Annotated in this window: 17 protein-coding genes and 1 pseudogene; 11 read left to right on the top strand and 7 right to left on the bottom strand. The window is 60.6% G+C overall.

Translation table 11 applies throughout. The features are described from left to right. Nucleotides 1–6 precede the first annotated feature (6 nt). From fabA to ACM6I0_RS25860, 4 genes and pseudogenes are all read right to left on the bottom strand, one after another. On the bottom strand, nt 7–522 hold the full coding sequence (fabA, locus tag ACM6I0_RS25875; protein WP_008148022.1) for a 3-hydroxyacyl-[acyl-carrier-protein] dehydratase FabA: 516 nt from the start codon (nt 520–522) through the stop codon (nt 7–9). 248 nt (nt 523–770) lie between these two features. Next, the gene (locus ACM6I0_RS25870) at nt 771–2,672 is read right to left on the bottom strand and encodes an ATP-binding protein (protein WP_414923602.1); all 1,902 of its coding nucleotides are present in this window, start codon (nt 2,670–2,672) and stop codon (nt 771–773) included. Next, entirely contained in the window at nt 2,669–3,601 is a 933-nt protein-coding gene (locus tag ACM6I0_RS25865) for an ABC transporter substrate-binding protein (protein WP_414923601.1), read from the bottom strand. Before ACM6I0_RS25865 ends, ACM6I0_RS25870 begins: the two co-directional genes overlap by 4 nt. Before the next feature lie 48 nt (nt 3,602–3,649). Next, nucleotides 3,650–4,036, bottom strand: a pseudogene (locus tag ACM6I0_RS25860) (TonB-dependent receptor domain-containing protein); the annotation flags it as partial. A 249-nt stretch (nt 4,037–4,285) separates the two neighbouring features. On the opposite strand from ACM6I0_RS25860, the gene ACM6I0_RS25855 reads away from it, so the two are divergent. The 10 genes from ACM6I0_RS25855 (at nt 4,286) to ACM6I0_RS25810 (ending at nt 12,966) form a co-directional block, all read left to right on the top strand. Continuing rightward, nucleotides 4,286–5,311, top strand: coding sequence for an NAD(P)H-dependent glycerol-3-phosphate dehydrogenase (locus tag ACM6I0_RS25855; RefSeq protein ID WP_285433908.1), 1,026 nt, complete (start codon nt 4,286–4,288; stop codon nt 5,309–5,311). Nucleotides 5,312–5,343: 32 nt separating this feature from the next. After that, nucleotides 5,344–5,691, top strand: coding sequence for a DUF4389 domain-containing protein (locus ACM6I0_RS25850; protein ID WP_285433910.1), 348 nt, complete (start codon nt 5,344–5,346; stop codon nt 5,689–5,691). Continuing rightward, nucleotides 5,688–6,143 carry a phosphohistidine phosphatase SixA gene (sixA, locus tag ACM6I0_RS25845; RefSeq protein WP_285433912.1) on the top strand — a complete coding sequence of 152 codons (456 nt, stop codon included), beginning with the start codon at nt 5,688–5,690 and terminating at the stop codon, nt 6,141–6,143. Before ACM6I0_RS25850 ends, sixA begins: the two co-directional genes overlap by 4 nt. Nucleotides 6,144–6,346: 203 nt before the next feature. Then, nucleotides 6,347–8,014 (top strand): AMP-binding protein, encoded by a 1,668-nt coding sequence (locus tag ACM6I0_RS25840; RefSeq protein WP_414923600.1) that lies wholly within the window; start codon nt 6,347–6,349, stop codon nt 8,012–8,014. A 33-nt stretch (nt 8,015–8,047) separates the two neighbouring features. Beyond that, nucleotides 8,048–8,491: a hotdog fold thioesterase gene (locus ACM6I0_RS25835; RefSeq protein ID WP_090186884.1), complete on the top strand. Its 444-nt coding sequence runs from the start codon at nt 8,048–8,050 to the stop codon at nt 8,489–8,491. 168 nt (nt 8,492–8,659) lie between these two features. After that, nucleotides 8,660–9,466, top strand: a complete 807-nt coding sequence (locus ACM6I0_RS25830) for an alpha/beta fold hydrolase (protein ID WP_090186881.1) — start codon at nt 8,660–8,662, stop codon at nt 9,464–9,466. After that, a complete protein-coding gene (locus tag ACM6I0_RS25825; RefSeq protein ID WP_414923599.1) occupies nt 9,463–10,317 on the top strand; it encodes an alpha/beta hydrolase in 855 nt (284 codons plus the stop codon). Before ACM6I0_RS25830 ends, ACM6I0_RS25825 begins: the two co-directional genes overlap by 4 nt. Before the next feature lie 50 nt (nt 10,318–10,367). Next, the gene (locus tag ACM6I0_RS25820) at nt 10,368–11,027 is read left to right on the top strand and encodes a glutathione S-transferase family protein (protein ID WP_414923598.1); all 660 of its coding nucleotides are present in this window, start codon (nt 10,368–10,370) and stop codon (nt 11,025–11,027) included. Between the two features lie 8 nt (nt 11,028–11,035). Beyond that, on the top strand, nt 11,036–11,842 hold the full coding sequence (locus ACM6I0_RS25815; protein ID WP_090186872.1) for a DUF4892 domain-containing protein: 807 nt from the start codon (nt 11,036–11,038) through the stop codon (nt 11,840–11,842). Nucleotides 11,843–11,910: 68 nt separating this feature from the next. Continuing rightward, on the top strand, nt 11,911–12,966 hold the full coding sequence (locus tag ACM6I0_RS25810; protein ID WP_222588023.1) for an AI-2E family transporter: 1,056 nt from the start codon (nt 11,911–11,913) through the stop codon (nt 12,964–12,966). Nucleotides 12,967–13,075: 109 nt separating this feature from the next. Here the strand turns inward: ACM6I0_RS25810 and xopAW are convergent, their stop codons facing one another. From xopAW to ACM6I0_RS25795, 3 genes are all read right to left on the bottom strand, one after another. Beyond that, complete coding sequence (gene xopAW / locus ACM6I0_RS25805) at nt 13,076–13,924, bottom strand: XopAW family type III secretion system calcium-binding effector (RefSeq protein ID WP_414923597.1); 849 nt, start codon at nt 13,922–13,924, stop codon at nt 13,076–13,078. Between the two features lie 149 nt (nt 13,925–14,073). After that, a complete protein-coding gene (locus ACM6I0_RS25800) occupies nt 14,074–15,123 on the bottom strand; it encodes a sensor histidine kinase (protein WP_285433922.1) in 1,050 nt (349 codons plus the stop codon). Beyond that, complete coding sequence (locus tag ACM6I0_RS25795) at nt 15,123–15,881, bottom strand: response regulator (RefSeq protein ID WP_090186861.1); 759 nt, start codon at nt 15,879–15,881, stop codon at nt 15,123–15,125. Before ACM6I0_RS25795 ends, ACM6I0_RS25800 begins: the two co-directional genes overlap by 1 nt. A 293-nt stretch (nt 15,882–16,174) precedes the next feature. Between ACM6I0_RS25795 and pyrF the strand changes: the two genes are divergently transcribed. Continuing rightward, nucleotides 16,175–16,873 (top strand): orotidine-5'-phosphate decarboxylase, encoded by a 699-nt coding sequence (gene pyrF / locus ACM6I0_RS25790; RefSeq protein WP_285433923.1) that lies wholly within the window; start codon nt 16,175–16,177, stop codon nt 16,871–16,873. Nucleotides 16,874–16,950: the final 77 nt, after the last annotated feature.

Below are 16,950 nucleotides of genomic sequence, written 5' to 3'. Positions count from 1 at the left end.
TAACCCTTAGAAGTTGTCAGTGGAGGTGAAAACGCCGACCCGAAGGCCTTCGGCGGTGTAGATCTCGCGGCCGTCGACACTGACCGAACCATCGGCGATGGCCAGGTTCAGCTTGCCCTTGAGCACGCGCTTGATCTGAATGTTATAGGTGACTTTCTTGGCGGTTGGCAGGACCTGGCCGAAGAATTTCACTTCGCCCGAACCCAGCGCACGACCACGGCCCGGCAGACCCTGCCAGCCGAGGAAGAAGCCGACCAGTTGCCACATGGCGTCGAGGCCCAGGCAGCCTGGCATCACCGGATCACCTTCGAAGTGGCAGGCGAAAAACCACAGGTCCGGAGTGATATCCAGCTCGGCGACCAATTCACCTTTGCCGTACTTGCCACCCTCGGCACTGATATGGGTGATGCGATCCACCATCAGCATGTTCGGGGCGGGCAGTTGTGCGTTACCTGGGCCGAACAGCTCACCGCGACTGCAGCGCAGCAGGTCTTCCCGAGTAAAGGCGTTTTGTTGGGTCATGCGAGCTCCTCAATAGTCCCATGCGGCAGGGTGGGGCAAATCTTCCCGGCCGATCGAGGCGTTCATGCCTCGAGTCAGCAGCCTACTCATAGACTATTGCGTTGTGGTGAAAGTCACAGCACCAAGGACATGAATGTACACTTGTGCACTGAAATTATTATTCAAGCCCCTTTTCGGGCTTGTTCGGGTGCCTAAGACTGCCGCACTTTCGCCTTTCACGCCAGTCGCAGATGGTCGAAAGGCCTGCACTACTGCACCCAGCGCTGCAGAATTTGCTGCAGATCCGTGCGTTTGAACGGCTTGGCCAGGTAATCGTTCATTCCTGCCGATAAACATGCTTCCCGGTCGCCCTGCAAGGCATTGGCGGTCAGGGCGATGATCGGCATGTCCGCGCAGCCCGGCAATTGGCGGATCTGGCGAGTGGCCTCATAGCCATCAATGATCGGCAGCCGGCAGTCCATCAGAATCGCTTCGAAAATCAGGCTTTCGGCACTGCGCACCGCTTGCGCGCCATCGGTGGCGACGCTGACAGTAAAGCCCAGGCTGCGCAACATTGCTTCAATGACGGTCTGGTTGACCGGGTTGTCTTCCACCAGCAGCACATTGCGCCCCTCGCCATGTCCGTCTCCGGTCAGGGGCCGCGGCAACCGTTCCGGCAACGACTGCTTATAAAGAGCCAGCGGAATTTCCAGGGTGAACACCGACCCTACGCTTTCTTCGCTCTGCGCACGCAAGGTGCCGCCCATGCGTTCGGCCAGGGTACGGGCAATCGGCAGTCCCAGCCCGGTGCCGCCGTAACGCCTTGAAATAGAACTGTCGGCTTGCTGGAACGCGTCGAACATCAATTCCAGTCTTTCGGACGAGATGCCAATCCCGCTGTCGCGCACGGTGCAGGTAAACCACAGCAATTCATGGTCCAGCGATTGCCACTGCGGCTCGATGCTGACGCGGCCGTGCTCGGTGAATTTCAGCGCATTGCCCATCAGGTTGACCAGAATCTGCCTGATTCGTGTGGGATCGCCCTGGACCTGCAACGCACGCATGTCCTCGGGGATCGTCAACGCCAGGTCGAGCCCGCGTTGCGCCGCGCTGTGCGAGAACGACTGGGCGCAGCTGGCGATCAGGTCCGCGAGGTTGAACGGAATGTGTTCAAGCTCAAGTTCCGAGCGCTCGATGCGCGAGAAGTCGAGAATGTCATTGATCACTTTGAGCAAGTGTTCGGTGGACTCCGAAGCCAGCGCCGCATATTCCACCTGCTCCTCGGTCATGTCGGTGGTTTCCAGCAGTTGCAGCATGCCAAGCACGCCGTTCATCGGGGTGCGCAGTTCGTGGCTCATCATCGCGAGGAAGTCGGACTTGGCGTTGTTGGCTTTTTCCGCTTCTTCACGCGTCTGGATCAGCTGTGCCATGGCCTGGTGCTGTTCGCGGCTGGCTTGTTCGAGGCCGTGGGCAAGGTTATTGATGTGTTGTGACAGCGCGCCCAGTTCGGTGTCGTCGACGATCGGGAGCGGCGTCTTGTAGTCGCCTTGCTGGATCGCTTTCACGGCGTGGCCGATGTCGCGAATCGGCTGTGACAAGCTGCCGGCCAGGCGTCGGGCTAACAGAAAGGTAAACAGCAGGGCGAACAAGGCAAGGATCCCGGCCTTGAACAGGATTTCCTGCTGGCGCTGGCTGAAGGCATCGTTGGACAAGCCGACAATCACCCGGCCCAGATAGTCCTCGGGCGATGCTGTGTTGGCCACTTTGCTGCCCTGGAAGAAATCATTGTTCAGGGCAATCCGTTGCAACCGTACCGGTGCCTGGAACACTTCGACCTGGTGCGAACGCGAGTGGGTTTCCGACGGTTGCTCGACATACACCAGAATCCGGTTGGCGCTGTCCTGAACCTCTAGAAAGCGCACGTTTGGCGTGGCCAGCGTCGCCTTGAGCAAGCTTTCGAGGACGTCGTTGTTGCCTGAAATCACCCCGTATTCCGTGGCCGGTGCCAGCTGATTGGCGATCAGTTGTCCGGTGTGATTGAGTTCCTGACGCAGGTCCTGAAGGCGCACGAAGGTGAAGAAGCTGATCAGCAGCAGCGTCAGCAACAGGGCAGGGCCGAGGCTGATCATCTGGGTGCGGGTGTTGATGTCCCAACGGCGACGGAAGGTCATGGACGGCTTTCTCCTTCAGCCAACAGGGTGGCGACAGACGCATCATTCATCGGCTCAATACCTAATGAACGAGCCACCTGCGGGTTGCTTAAGACTTTGAAGTGTTGCGGGTAGAGCACGCTTGGCCAACTGCGGGGTGGACGGTCGAGTAGTTCGTTAAGCACCGCCAGCCAGTCATTTTGATCGCTATAGGTGCTGGCCAGGCTGCCGGCCTTGACGAAGGCGGCGTTGGGTCCGATCAGCGCCAGTTGGCGCGTATAGCTGCTCAGCAGCAGGTTTTTTGCAGTTTTTGGGTTGTACACATCGGGGTCGTCGAGCCCCAGCAGCACGTCGCTGTTTTTCAGCAAGGTCTGCAAGGGGCGGCTGTCGCTGGTGTTATCCCAGCGCTCGCTGACCAGTTCAAGTCCCAAAGGCTGGGCGGCCTGATGCAGTTCTTGCAAAAGAAATTCACTGTGACTGTCGTACAGCACGCCGACCCGGTGGGCCTGAGGCAGGATGAGCTGGATCAGGCGCAATTGCCGATCCAGTGGCGGATCACTCCAGAGCAGGCTCAAGTGCGGCGGCAGGTGAGTGCCAAAGCGTTGGTGAGCCTGCAAGCGGCTGATGCGCAGGACCAGCGTCGCCGGGCCCAGTGCGTCTTGCAGGCGCCAGTCGAGACTCGGCAGATCGAGCAGGATCAGCCGGGTGCCAGCGGGCAGTTTGCCGGGGACCGGAAGACTCGCCAAGGTCTGGAAACGCACGGTGTCGGCGGGGCGAAGTTCGCTCAGTGCGTGGACGAAGGATTGCACGCCGGGGCTGTCTTCGGTGCCGGTCAGCAGAATGTCGGCAGCCTGGGTTGGCAGGCAGCCAAGCAGGCCGGCCAGAAGCAGGCACAACCCTGCCAGCAGACGGCCAAGGCCTGGCGACTTGCGTGGCAGGCGATGCGGCATTTAAAACGTCAGCTCCGCGCTGAAGTAAAGCACCCGGCGTTCGTCGTAGTTGTTCTCGAGCATGTCCGGCGAGCGGACGGCTTGCGAATACACGGCGCGCAAGCCGTGGCGCGGGTTGATCAGATAGTTGACGGCGACCCGTGGGGTCATCGAGCTGCCAGTCAATTGCGTGTCTTCGAACATTGCTCCGCCCTGCCGCAACCAGTGTTCGGTGGCACGGCACTCGAGTTGGCCGAATGTCCGCCAGGTGGTGTCGTCGAGCGTGCCGTTAAAGTAGGTCTCGGATTCTGCCCGGTCGTAACGATAGTTCATGCCGCTGACCCGTCGCAGGCTGTCGGACAGGCTGAGAGTGTCCTGCAATTCAAGGTCGTAGCGCGACTCCCGGGTGCTCTGGTCTTGTCGAGGAACAAGTCGTCGGGCAGCGCTGGCGAGCTGAAAATCAGTGCCAGGACCAGCGGCGAGCGAGGTGAAGGAGTGCCAAACGACACGAAACATCCCTGATAGCGATTAGTTGGCCCGCATGTTAACCGAGCTCTACTACTTTTCCAGTCACGATGAAGGCATTTTCCTCGTGTTTGTTGGTCTTCTTCCTACAAATACCGGTAATTGATGCGGGGACTGGCCGCCACTGGGCTGCTCCGTATAATGCCGACATTGCCACTGGTATGGATTAACGGATTACATATGACTGAACAGCGCCCAATTGCGGTCCTGGGAGGCGGAAGTTTTGGTACCGCCGTGGCCAATCTACTGGCCGAGAACGGGCATCAGGTCCGGCAGTGGATGCGTGACCCTGAACAGGCCGAGTCCATTCGGGTCAATCGCGAGAACCCGCGTTACCTCAAAGGCATCAAGATTCTGCCGGCCGTGGAGCCGGTAACCGACTTGCAGGCAACCCTGCAAGCCTGCGACCTGTGCTTTGTCGCGCTGCCGTCCAGCGCGCTGCGCTCGGTGCTGGCCCCGCATGCCGAGCTTTTGAGCGGCAAATTGCTGGTGAGCCTGACCAAAGGCATCGAAGCCCACACCTTCAAACTGATGAGCGAGATTCTCGAAGAGATCGCACCGCAAGCGCGCATCGGCGTGTTGTCCGGGCCGAACCTTGCCCGTGAAATCGCCGAGCACGCGCTGACCGCCACGGTGGTGGCCAGCGAAGACGAAGAACTGTGTCAGCGGGTCCAGGAAGCGCTGCACGGCCGCACCTTTCGTGTCTATGCCAGTGCGGACCGTTTTGGCGTGGAGTTGGGCGGGGCGTTGAAAAATGTCTACGCGATCATCGCCGGCATGGCGGTGGCGCTGGGCATGGGAGAGAACACCAAGAGCATGCTGATCACCCGCGCACTGGCGGAAATGACCCGTTTTGCGGTCAATCAGGGCGCCAACCCGATGACGTTCCTGGGGCTCGCCGGTGTCGGTGACTTGATCGTGACCTGCTCATCCCCCAAAAGCCGTAACTATCAGGTCGGATTTGCCCTCGGTCAGGGCTTGAGCCTTGAGGAGGCGGTGACTCGCCTTGGCGAAGTGGCTGAAGGGGTGAATACGCTGAAAGTGCTCAAGGCCAAGGCTCAGGAAGTCGGCGTCTACATGCCGCTGGTCGCCGGATTGCACGCGATCCTGTTCGAAGGGCGCACGCTTGATCAGGTGATTGGGCTATTGATGCGTGGCGAACCGAAAACTGATGTCGACTTCATTTCCACCAGCGGTTTCAACTGATTACGCTTTCCAGAAAAAGCAGGGAGTTGCACATGAACGATCCGAAAACAGAGGCCAAATACGAGTCCATTCTGCTGCGGGTTTTATGGATGATCGTCTTTGTGCTGGTCTGGCAAGTGGCCCAGTTCATCCTCGGGGCCGTGGTGCTGGTCCAATTGATCTATCGTTTGATTTATGGCGCCCCGAGCGCCAGCCTGATGAACTTCGGCGACAGCCTGAGCCAGTTCCTGGCGCAGATCGGTCGTTTCGGCAGCTTTCACAGCGACCAGAAACCCTGGCCGTTCGCCGACTGGCCGACGCCGCGTACCCCGGAAGGTGAAGCGCCGCACGTCGTGGCGCCTGCGCCACATCCGGCCCGAGATGAGGAGCCCAAGCTATGAAACTCTGGGTATTGCGTCATGGTGAAGCCGAGCCACACGGTTCCAAGAACCACGATTCGGAGCGGGCATTGACGGACAATGGTCGTCAAGAAGTGCTGCGCAGCGCTGCCGAGTTAATGGGCGAGCCGCTGACCGCGATCTATGCCAGCCCGTATCGCAGAGCGCAGGAAACCGCTCAACTGGTGCGAGAAGCGCTGGGTTTCGAGCCAGAGATCCGCACTGTCGAGTGGCTCACCCCGGAAATCGACCCGGACAAGGTGGCCGAGCAGTTGGTGTCAGTGAGTAACGTCCTGTTGGTCAGCCACAATCCGCTGGTGGGTAACTTGCTCAGCTATCTGCAACATGGCGCTGGATATCCGCCGGAAAAGGTCAGTACTGCCGGACTGGCCGAGCTTGAAAGCAATGAACTGGTGATTGGATCAATGAAGCTCAACGGCATCAAGCACCCCTAGTCACTTCAAAAGCCGTATCCCTGTGGGCGCGGGCTTGCTCGCGATGCAGGCACCACGGTCTTCTAGAAAGACCGGGTCGATGCCTTTGCGGGCAAGCACGCTCCCACAGGGTCGGCGATGTTGCTGAATTTCTAGTGAAATAGTTAACCAAGCACTTGCTTGGTTGACTACGCTTGCTCCAGAACAAAAAAGGAGCGAGTCGCATGCCTGCTGCTGTTCGTTTGCCGCTGGACGTCTTTTACGAGCGTGAAGCCCGTCATCCCCGCCAGCGTTTTCTGGTCCAACCCACGGGCGGCGGACACGTCGAGACCCTGACCTGGGCCGACGTCGGCCATCAGGCCCGCTGCGCTGCGCACTGGCTGCGAGCCCGCGAACTGCCCCAAGGCAGCCACATTGCCCTGATCTCGAAAAACTGCGCCCACTGGATCATCGCCGACCTGGCAATCTGGATGGCCGGCCACGTTTCGGTGCCGCTGTATCCGAACCTCACTGCCGAGTCCGTGGCGCAAGTGCTCGACCACTCCGAAGCGGCGCTGGCGTTCATCGGCAAGCTCGATGACTGGCCGAGTATGTCTCGCGGTGTCAGCCCTGATCTGCCGACGATCAGCCTGCCGTTGCACCCGCCCGGGCGCTTCGATTTCAGCTGGGACGATCTGCAAAAAAGCTCGCCGATCCAGGACGATCCCAAACCGGCGGCCGATCAGTTGGCAACCATCATCTACACCTCAGGCACCACCGGGTTGCCCAAGGGGGTGATGCACAGTTTCGGCAACCTGGGGTTCGCCACCACGCATGGCACCCAGTTGTTTGGCCTTAATGAATCAGACCGTTTGTTGTCCTACCTGCCGCTATGCCACGTCGCGGAGCGCATGTTCGTCGAACTGGCATCGATCTACACCGGCCAAACTGTTTTCTTTGCCGAGAGCCTCGACACCTTCCTCACTGATTTGCAGCGCGCGCGTCCGACCGCGTTGTTCGGTGTGCCGCGCATCTGGACCAAGTTCCAGATGGGCGTGTACAGCAAGATCCCGGCGAAACGCCTCGACTTTCTGCTCGGCCTGCCCTTCATCGGCAAGCGGGTAGGGCACAAAGTACTGGCCGGGTTGGGGCTGGATGAATTGCGCATCGCCCTGTCCGGTGCCGCGCCCGTGCCGCAGACCTTGTTGCTGTGGTACCGCAAACTGGGGCTGGATGTGCTGGAGGTCTACGGCATGACCGAGAGCTGCGGGTATTCCCATATCTGCCGCCCTGGCGAGAACAAACCCGGCTGGATCGGCAAACCCTGCCCGGAGGTCGAAGTGCGGATTGCCGAATCAGGCGAAGTCATGGTGCGCAGTGGCGCGACCATGCTTGGCTATTTCAAGGAACCTGAGAAAACCGCTGAAACCATCACCGAGGATGGCTTCCTGCGCACCGGCGACAAGGGCGAGCAAGACGCCGAGGGCAACCTGCGCCTGACCGGGCGGCTGAAGGAAATCTTCAAAACCAGCAAAGGCAAATACGTTGCTCCGGCGCCGATCGAAAACCGTCTGGCGGTGCATTCGCGGATTGAACAGGTGTGCGTGGTTGGCGATGGCTTGAGTGCGCCGCTGGGGTTGTGCGTGCTGTCGGCGGTCGGCCAGCAGGACGCCAATGGAACGGCGCGTGCGGGGCTGCATTCAAGCCTGGAAAAACTGCTGGAGGAGGTCAACGCTATGCTCGACAAGCACGAACGCCTGCGCCGGTTGGTGGTGGTCAAGGACAGTTGGGCGGTGGAAAACGGCTTTCTGACGCCGACGCTGAAGATCAAGCGCAACGTGATCGAGGCAGCTTACGGCGCGCGCTTCGAAGAATGGAGCGAGCGTAGCGAGGCGGTGCTGTGGCAGGATTGAGCCACGAACAAAATCCAATAAAGGAAAGCAACGATGAGTCTGTGGCGTACTACTCCCAACATCGAGCAGTTGAACGCAATCCAGAAAAACACCATCGGCGAAGTGCTGGATATTCGCTTCGAAGCCTTCGACGAAGAGTCCCTGACCGCCAGCATGGTCATCGACCATCGCACCCACCAGCCTTACGGGTTGCTGCACGGTGGGGCGTCGGTGGTGCTGGCCGAATCGGTGGGTTCTATGGCCAGCTACCTGTGCATCGATGCGAGCAAGTTTTATTGCGTGGGCCTGGAAATCAACGCCAACCATTTGCGCGGCCTGCGCAGTGGGCGGGTGACCGCGGTGGCCAAGGCGATTCACATTGGGCGCACGACGCATGTCTGGGATATTCGCCTGACCAGCGATGAAGGCAAGGCCAGTTGTGTGTCCCGGCTGACCATGGCGGTGGTGCCGTTGGGTGAGAATCCGCCCGCGCGTTGAACAATGATTCCCTGTAGCCGCCGTCGCAGGTTGCGTCCGACGGGGACCGGGAGCTGCATCGCCAATCCTGTTGACCGGACTGTCATCATTCATGTCACTTACAGTCATTGCCGCAGCTCTCCGTCTTACGGACAATCAGCCTTTGTTTTCGTTGATGGATCGACCGGTATGTCGCAACAGATCTTTTTCGCCCACGCCAATGGCTTTCCTTCGGGGACCTACGGCAAGTTGTTCGCGGCGCTGGCGCCCGAGTACCAGGTGACGCATCTGGAACAGCACGCCCACGACCCGCGTTTCCCGGCGGACGATAACTGGCACAACCTGGTGGACGAACTGATCCATCACCTCAAGCAACAACCGGAGCCGGTGTGGGGCGTCGGCCATTCCTTTGGTGGCGTGCTGCACCTGCACGCCGCGCTGCGTTGCCCAGAGTTGTACCGCGGTGTGGTGATGCTCGATTCGCCGGTGCTGACCCGCGCCGATCAATGGGTGATTCGCGCCGCCAAGCGCTTCGGTTTTATCGATCGCCTGACGCCCGCTGGCCGTACGCTGGGGCGGCGGGAAGAGTTCGCTGATCTGGAAGCGGCACGACTTTATTTCGCCGGCAAAACCCTGTTCCGCGGCTTTGATCCCGAGTGCTTCGACGCTTATCTGCAACACGGTTTGCAAAAGGTGGGCGACAAGTTGCGTCTGCGCTTCGATCCGGCCACCGAAATCAGCATCTACCGCGGCGTGCCGCACACCAGTCCCGGCCGGGCCCGGCAGTTGAAAGTGCCGCTGGCGGTGGTTCGCGGGCACAAGAGCCGCGTGGTGATGCGCCATCACGCAAGCTCTGTCGGCCGCATGCCGTTGGGTGAGTCCTTGACGATGCCCGGTGGCCACATGTTTCCCCTCGAACGTCCACAGGACACCGCCACGCTGCTGAAAAACCTGTTCAGCCGCTGGGAAGGTCGTCGTCAGCAGGATTGCGCATGAACCATGTCGTCGAAGAAGTTCGCCTGAGCCTGCCGCACATCGAACTGGCGGCGCACCTGTTCGGCCCCGAAGACGGTTTGCCGGTGATTGCCTTGCACGGCTGGCTGGACAACGCCAACAGCTTCGCCCGGTTGGCACCGAAGCTCAAAGGCCTGCGCATCATCGCGCTGGACATGGCCGGCCACGGTCATTCCGGGCATCGACCGCCCGGCGCCGGTTACGCGATGTGGGACTACGCCCATGACGTGCTGCAAGTCGCCGAACAGCTTGGACTGAAGCGATTTGCCCTGATGGGGCATTCCATGGGCGCGATCGCTTCGTTGATCATCGCCGGGTCAATGCCGGAGCGCGTTACGCACCTGGCGTTGATCGACGGAGTCATTCCTCCTACAGACAAAGCCGAAAATGCCGCCGAACGCATGGGCATGGCCCTGCAGGCGCAACTCGATCTCCAGGAGAAGCGCAAACCGGTCTACACCACGCTGGACCGTGCCATCGAGGCACGCATGAAAGGCCTGGTGGCGGTCAGTCGCGAAGCGGCCGAACTGTTGGCCCAGCGTGGACTGATGCCCGTGCCGGGCGGTTACACCTGGCGCACCGACAATCGCCTCACGCTGCCATCGCCGCTGCGTCTGACGACCGAACAAGCCATGGCCTTCGTCCAGCGGGTCAGTTGTCCTGCACTGTTGGTGGTTGCAGCCGATGGCATGCTCGCCAAACATCCCGAGTTGCTGGAGCGTCTACCCTTTAGCCGTGAACAGCTGCCTGGCGGCCATCATTTGCACCTCAATGATGAACCCGGCGCCGACCTTGTCGCAGACTGTTTCAATCGGTTCTTCGCCGTTCCTTGACTTGCGCCGGGCAACTGTCGAGGCTGGGCGGGTTGAAATGGGAGACAACCATGATAGATCTCTACACCGCTGCGACCCCGAATGGCCACAAGGTCTCTATCGTGCTCGAGGAACTCGGCCTGCCCTACACGGTGCATGCCTTGAGTTTCGACAAAAAGGAACAGAAGTCCGAGGACTTCCTCAAGATCAATCCCAATGGCCGGATTCCGGCGATTGTCGACCGCGCCAACGGCGATTTCGCCGTGTTCGAATCCGGCGCCATCCTGATTTACCTCGCAGAACTCAGCGGTAAGCTGATGCCCCAGGACCCAAAGGGGCGCTCGGTGGTGTTGCAGTGGCTGATGTTCCAGATGGGCGGAGTCGGTCCGATGCAGGGCCAGGCCAATGTGTTTTTCCGCTATTTTCCGGAAAAGCTCCAGGGCGCCATAGATCGTTATCAACATGAAACCCGTCGCCTCTATGAAGTGCTCGACACGCGTCTGCAAACCGTCGAGTTTCTGGCCGGCGAGTACAGCATTGCCGACATCGCAACCTTCCCGTGGGTCCGCGGCCATGAATGGTCCGGTGTCTCGGTGGACGGCCTGACGGCCTTGCAACGCTGGATGGCGACCCTGGAGGCGCGTCCGGCGGTGCAGCGTGGTTTGCTGGTGCCGGAGCGTACGGATGACGCCAGTATCATCAAGGGTGCCCAGGCCATGCTGATCCGATGAGTCTATTCATGCGTTCATTCAGTGTGCTGGCGCTGTGTTGTTTCAGTCCCTTGTTGTTTGCCGCCGATGTCCCGGGCAGTCAGGACTTGCCGATCGTGCCGCGTCTGGCCGATGCGCAGATCGTCGACTATCGCCCGGCGGTGGAACTCGAGCGGATCTATCCGCTGGGCTCGATCCGCAAGATCAGCGGTCAGTTGCGTTTCGACGGCCAGGTCAGCGCCCGGGGGCAAACCACGTCGGTGACCTACGAGCTGCCGGCGGAACACACCTCCACGGAAGCCTTTACTGCCGCCCGCGAAGCCTTGCAAAAACAGGGCGCCGAGCTGCTGTTCTGGTGCCAGGCGCGCGATTGCGGCGAAAGCAGCCTGTGGGCCAATGAAGTGTTCACCAACGCCAAACTCTATGGGGCCGACGACCAGCAGGCCTACTTGCTGCTGCGACTGGCCGCGCCAAAGGACAATACGCTCGTCGCGCTTTACGGCATCACGCGCGGCAATCGCAAAGCGTATCTGCATGTCGAACAATTCGACGCCGCAGCCCCGCTGGGTGATTTGCAGCCGACCTCGGCGACTTTGCTGCGACAGCTCAAAAGCACGGGTGAGCTCGATTTTCCCAAGCTGAGCGCCGATCCGGATGAGACCTGGTTGCGTTTGATTTCCCGTGGGTTAAATCTGGACACCACGTTGCGCATCAGTGTTTCAGGGGCCAAGGCCGAAGCCTGGCGCCAGGCGCTGATCGGGCAGGGCGTGCGTGCGGCACGGATGGAAACCGGTAGCGCCGAAGGCTCTGGCCTGCACATCGAACTGTTGCGATAAGCTTCACAGGCGAACGCGCACCTGGCGTTCGCCTACTTTTGTTTGACTGACTTTTCTCGAGACTCTACATGCCCAATAACGATCGGCTGTTGGTGCAGATTCTGCTCCTGGTGCTGTTTGGCGCGAGCTTCTGGGTGATGGCGCCGTTCTGGTCGGCGCTGTTCTGGGGCGCGGTGCTGGCGTTTGCCAGTTGGCCGTTGATGCGTTTGCTGACCCGCTGGCTCAACGGTCGCGAGTCCTTGGCGGCGGCGCTGCTGACCCTCGGCTGGATGTTGCTGGTGGCAGTGCCGCTGGTATGGCTGGGCTTCAACCTGGCAGACCATGTGCGCGATGCCACGGCATTCATCAAGGATGTACAGGTCGATGGTCTGCCTGAAGCCCCCGTGTGGCTGGGCAGCGTTCCCCTGGTTGGCGCACGGCTGGTGGTGATCTGGAACAGTATTGACCAGCAGGGCGCGGCGGCGATGGTGGCCGTTAAACCTTATCTGGGTCAGGTCGGCAACTGGTTGCTGGCGCGCAGTGCGCAGATAGGTGGCGGGATTCTCGAGCTGACGCTGAGCATTGTCTTCGTGTTCTTTTTCTACCGGGACGGGCCGAGGTTGGCGGTATTTGTTCATGGCTTGCTGGAACGGCTGATCGGAGATCGCGCCGGTTATTACATCGAGTTGGTGGCGGGGACGGTGCAGCGGGTGGTGAATGGGGTGATAGGGACAGCAGCGGCGCAGGCGGTGCTCGCGTTGATCGGGTTCCTGATTGCCGGTGTACCCGGTGCGCTGGTGCTAGGCATCGTGACGTTCTTGCTGAGCCTGATTCCGATGGGGCCACCTCTGGTCTGGATTCCGGCCACCGCGTGGCTGGCCTGGAAGGGCGAATACGGAATGGCGGTGTTCCTCGGGATTTGGGGGACATTCATCATCAGCGGCGTCGACAACGTGCTGAAGCCATACCTGATCAGCCGGGGCGGAAATTTGCCGCTGGTGATCGTGCTGTTGGGCGTGTTCGGCGGATTGATTGCGTTCGGGTTTATCGGGTTGTTCATCGGGCCGACGCTGCTGGCGGTGGCGTACAGCCTATTGACTGACTGGAGCAAGAGTCAGGCGCGGGTAGAAGATCGCCGGCCTTGAGGTTTTTTGTTGAGGCTTAGGGCTTCATCGCGGGCAAGCCAGCTCCCACAGTATTGCGCGGTTTCATCCGCAGACCTGTGGGAGCTGGCTTGCCCGCGATGCTTTTGGCTCAGGTCGACACGTTCAGGTACTTGCCCACACTCGCCACATTATCGAGCGAATACTGCTTGCTCAGGTTGGCGATCATCTTGTTCAGCGCTTCATTGACGTTGAACTGATCGGTGGAACTGTCGCTGGTTTTTTCGCGGCCTGCTTGCAGCGCCGCTTTGAGCTCATCGCTACTGACGCCACCGCTGCTGTCACTGTCCAGCGCTTTGAGTAATGCAGCGCTGGTGTCGGTGCTGGTCGATGACGTGCTGTTGCTCGCCTGCAACGCGCTGCTCAGTTCAGTGGCGGTCACGCTGCCATCGCTGTCGGCATCGAGCTGGCTGAACAGTGCGTCGCTGGACACCTGTTGGGCCGGTGGAGGCGGCGTCAGGCTGGCGGCCAGTTCATCCTTGCTGACGGTGCCATCTTTGTTCTTGTCCAGGGCCGAGAAGATCTCTTTGCTGTCGGCACTGCTACCGGCGTTGCTCAGGCCGTTGCTCAGTTCATCGCTGCTGAGGGTGCCGTCACCGTTGGCATCCAGGGCGCTGATCAATGCGTCGGCCAGTTCGGTGCTCGGTGGCTGGTCATGCTGCGGTGGCGGCGGCGGAGCCATTGCGGCCATTTCTTCGCTGCTCAGGTTGCCGCTGCTGTCACTGTCGAGGTCGGAAAAGTTTTTGCTCAGGCTGACCAACAGGCCATCATCGGCTTTTTGCGACAGGGCGCTTTTCAATTCGTCCTGATCCACCGCCCCGTCGCTGTTGCTGTCGAGCTTGGCAAACAGGTCTTTCTGGAATTGCTGGCTGCGGGCGCTATTGGTTGTGGTGCTGCTGGTGCTGGTATAGGCGGTGTAGTTGCTGACGCTACCGATCATTGGACTCACTCCCTGGAATGGAAAACCGGTGGGCACACCGGCTTATGCAGCCTCAAGGGGCAAGTTGTCGTGGGTATGTGGGATTTGTACCGTTCGCAACACGCAAATCTCAGGTTAAACCCCGCCCCCACAGGGGATGTATGTTTGGTTCAGGTGCGAGGCAGGTGGATGACGGCGGTCAGGCCACCGCCGGGGGTTTCTTCCAGGCTCAATTGCCCACTCAGCCGTTCCGCTGCTTCGCGTGCGATGGTCATGCCCAGGCCGACGCCACCAGAGTTGCGGTTACGCGATCCCTCAAGGCGAAAGAACGGTTCGAACACCGCTTCACGTTTATCCGCCGCAATTCCCGGGCCGTGATCGATGACCCGGATCACCAGAAGGTCGCGATTGTCTTCAAGTGTGATCAGCGCCTGCCCGGCATAGCGCAAGGCGTTGTCCAACAGATTATTGATGCACGAGCGCAAGGCCATTGGCTGCACTTGCAACGGTGCGCAGTGGCCGCTGGCCTGGACGTCGGCACCCTGGTCCTGGGCGTTCTCGCTCAAGGATTCCACCAGCGCTTGAACATCCATCCACTGCCGAGCCTCACTCGTGCGCTGCTCGTGCAGATAAGTGAGAGTGGCATCGAGCATGCCGATCATGTCATCGAGGTCCTGACGCATCTGGCCCTGCAACTTGTCGTCGTCGATTTGCTCCAGCCGCAGCTTGAGGCGAGACAGCGGCGTGCGCAGGTCATGGGACACCGCACCGAGCATCCGCGAGCGCTGCTGCACTTGTTCGATAATGCGTTTTTGCATCAAGTTGAAGGTGTAGGCCGCTTGCCGGGCTTCCCGTGGCCCGGACTCCTCCAGCGGTGTGCTGTCGAGGTTTTCACTCAGGCGTTCGGCGGCATCGCTTAAACGCTGGATAGGCCGGCTGAGCAACTTGGCGCCGTACCAAGCGGCAATGATCAACGAGACACACTGGAAGGTCAGCGGCACCAAGGGGCCGCCGAACCACGGTCGCGGTGGCCGGTTTTCGAAGCGCGGGGCCATCGGTGGACGCGGCCCCTCGACGCCTTCGGAAAACTCGGGCGGCGGTGGGGGGGGCGGCGGGCCGTAATGGTGAAACCAGGCAAACGCCAACAGGTGCGCCAGGATGATCGCCAGCAGCAGCACGCCAAACAGACGGCCGAACAGCGTATCGAAGCGCGCCCGCATCAGCCGATGTCTCTTGCATCGAACAGGTAACCTTCGCCGCGAACTGTTTTGATCAACTGTGGGGCTTTGGGGTCATCGCCCAGCTTCTGGCGCAAGCGCGAGACCAGCAAGTCGATGCTGCGATCAAAGGCTTCGATCGAGCGACCGCGTGCGGCATCGAGCAGTTGCTCGCGGCTGAGCACCCGGCGCGGGCGTTCGATGAACACCCATAGCAGGCGGAATTCGGCGTTGGACAGCGGCACGACAAGGCCATCGGCCGCGATCAGTTGGCGCAGCACGCTGTTCAGGCGCCAGTTGTCGAAGCGAATGTTCGCACGCTGTTCAGTGCGATCATCGCGCACCCGACGCAGAATGGTCTGAATCCGCGCGACCAGTTCGCGTGGTTCGAACGGCTTGGCCATGTAGTCGTCGGCACCCAGCTCCAGGCCGATGATCCGGTCGGTGGGTTCGCAGCGCGCGGTCAGCATCAGGATCGGAATGTCCGATTCGGCACGCAGCCAGCGGCACAACGATAATCCGTCTTCGCCAGGCAGCATCAGGTCGAGCACCACCACGTCGAAATGCTCGGCTTGCAGTGCCAGGCGCATCGCTGCCCCATCGGTGACGCCGCTGGCGTGAATGTTGAACCGTGCGAGATAGTCGATCATCAACTCGCGGATCGGGACGTCATCGTCGACGATCAGGGCGCGAATGCTCCAGCGCTTGTCGTCGCCGGGCGCTTTTTGATCGTCGTTCAAAGGTGCTGGGGTGCTGTGCATGCGTGCGTTCATCTGCCAGGTAGGCTGCCAACCACAAAGATAGGCTGCGAGGTTGTGGCTTCAGCATAGGCGTCCGGCCCGGAGGCGGGAAGTGCTGTAAGGACGTGTTGCGGCTGCCGAAGGTAATGATGAAGGGTATTGTGGGCGTGTCGGGTGTGTATCAGGCTCGACACAATCGGCGCAGCAGCTAGTCTTGCCTGAGTCTTCGGGACGATTTACCGATCATCGGGTCCCGCAGCGGCGCTGGTTCCGCTACAATGCGCGCCGATTTCGTCCTGCCTGAGAGCCCGCACATGTCCGCCTGCCAGACTCCTATCATCGTCGCCCTGGATTTCCCCACCCGTGACGCCGCACTGAAGCTGGCCGACCAGTTGGACCCGAAACTGTGCCGGGTAAAAGTCGGCAAGGAACTGTTCACCAGCTGCGCCTCGGAAATCGTCGGCACCTTGCGTGACAAGGGCTTCGAAGTGTTTCTGGACCTCAAGTTCCACGACATTCCGAACACCACCGCCATGGCCGTGAAGGCGGCTGCGGAAATGGGCGTGTGGATGGTCAATGTGCACTGCTCCGGCGGTCTGCGCATGATGGCGGCCTGCCGTGAAGTGCTCGACCAGCGCACCGGCCCCAAGCCGCTGTTGATCGGCGTGACCGTGCTGACCAGCATGGAGCGTGAGGACCTGGCGGGTATCGGTCTGGATATCGAACCGCAGGAGCAAGTGCTGCGCCTGGCGGCACTGGCAGAAAAAGCCGGAATGGACGGTCTGGTGTGCTCGGCCCTGGAAGCCCTGGCCTTGAAATCGGCTCACCCGTCGCTGCAACTGGTGACCCCGGGGATTCGCCCGGCGGGCAGTGCGCAGGACGATCAGCGCCGTATTCTGACGCCGCGTCAGGCGCTGGATGCCGGTTCCGATTATCTGGTTATCGGCCGTCCGATCAGCCAGGCGGCCGATCCGGCCAAGGCGTTGGCAGACGTTGTGGCTGAAATCGCCTAAACACCGCTAAAACCTGTGGGAGCGAGCTTGCTCGCGATGAGGGAATGTCAGCCGATATCAATATTGGCTGATACACC

This window comes from Pseudomonas sp. IT-P294 (genome assembly GCF_949767865.1).
GTDB lineage: Bacteria > Pseudomonadota > Gammaproteobacteria > Pseudomonadales > Pseudomonadaceae > Aquipseudomonas.
Note: the sequence above shows the minus strand (reverse complement) of the source record. Positions and strands in the feature narration are given on the sequence as shown.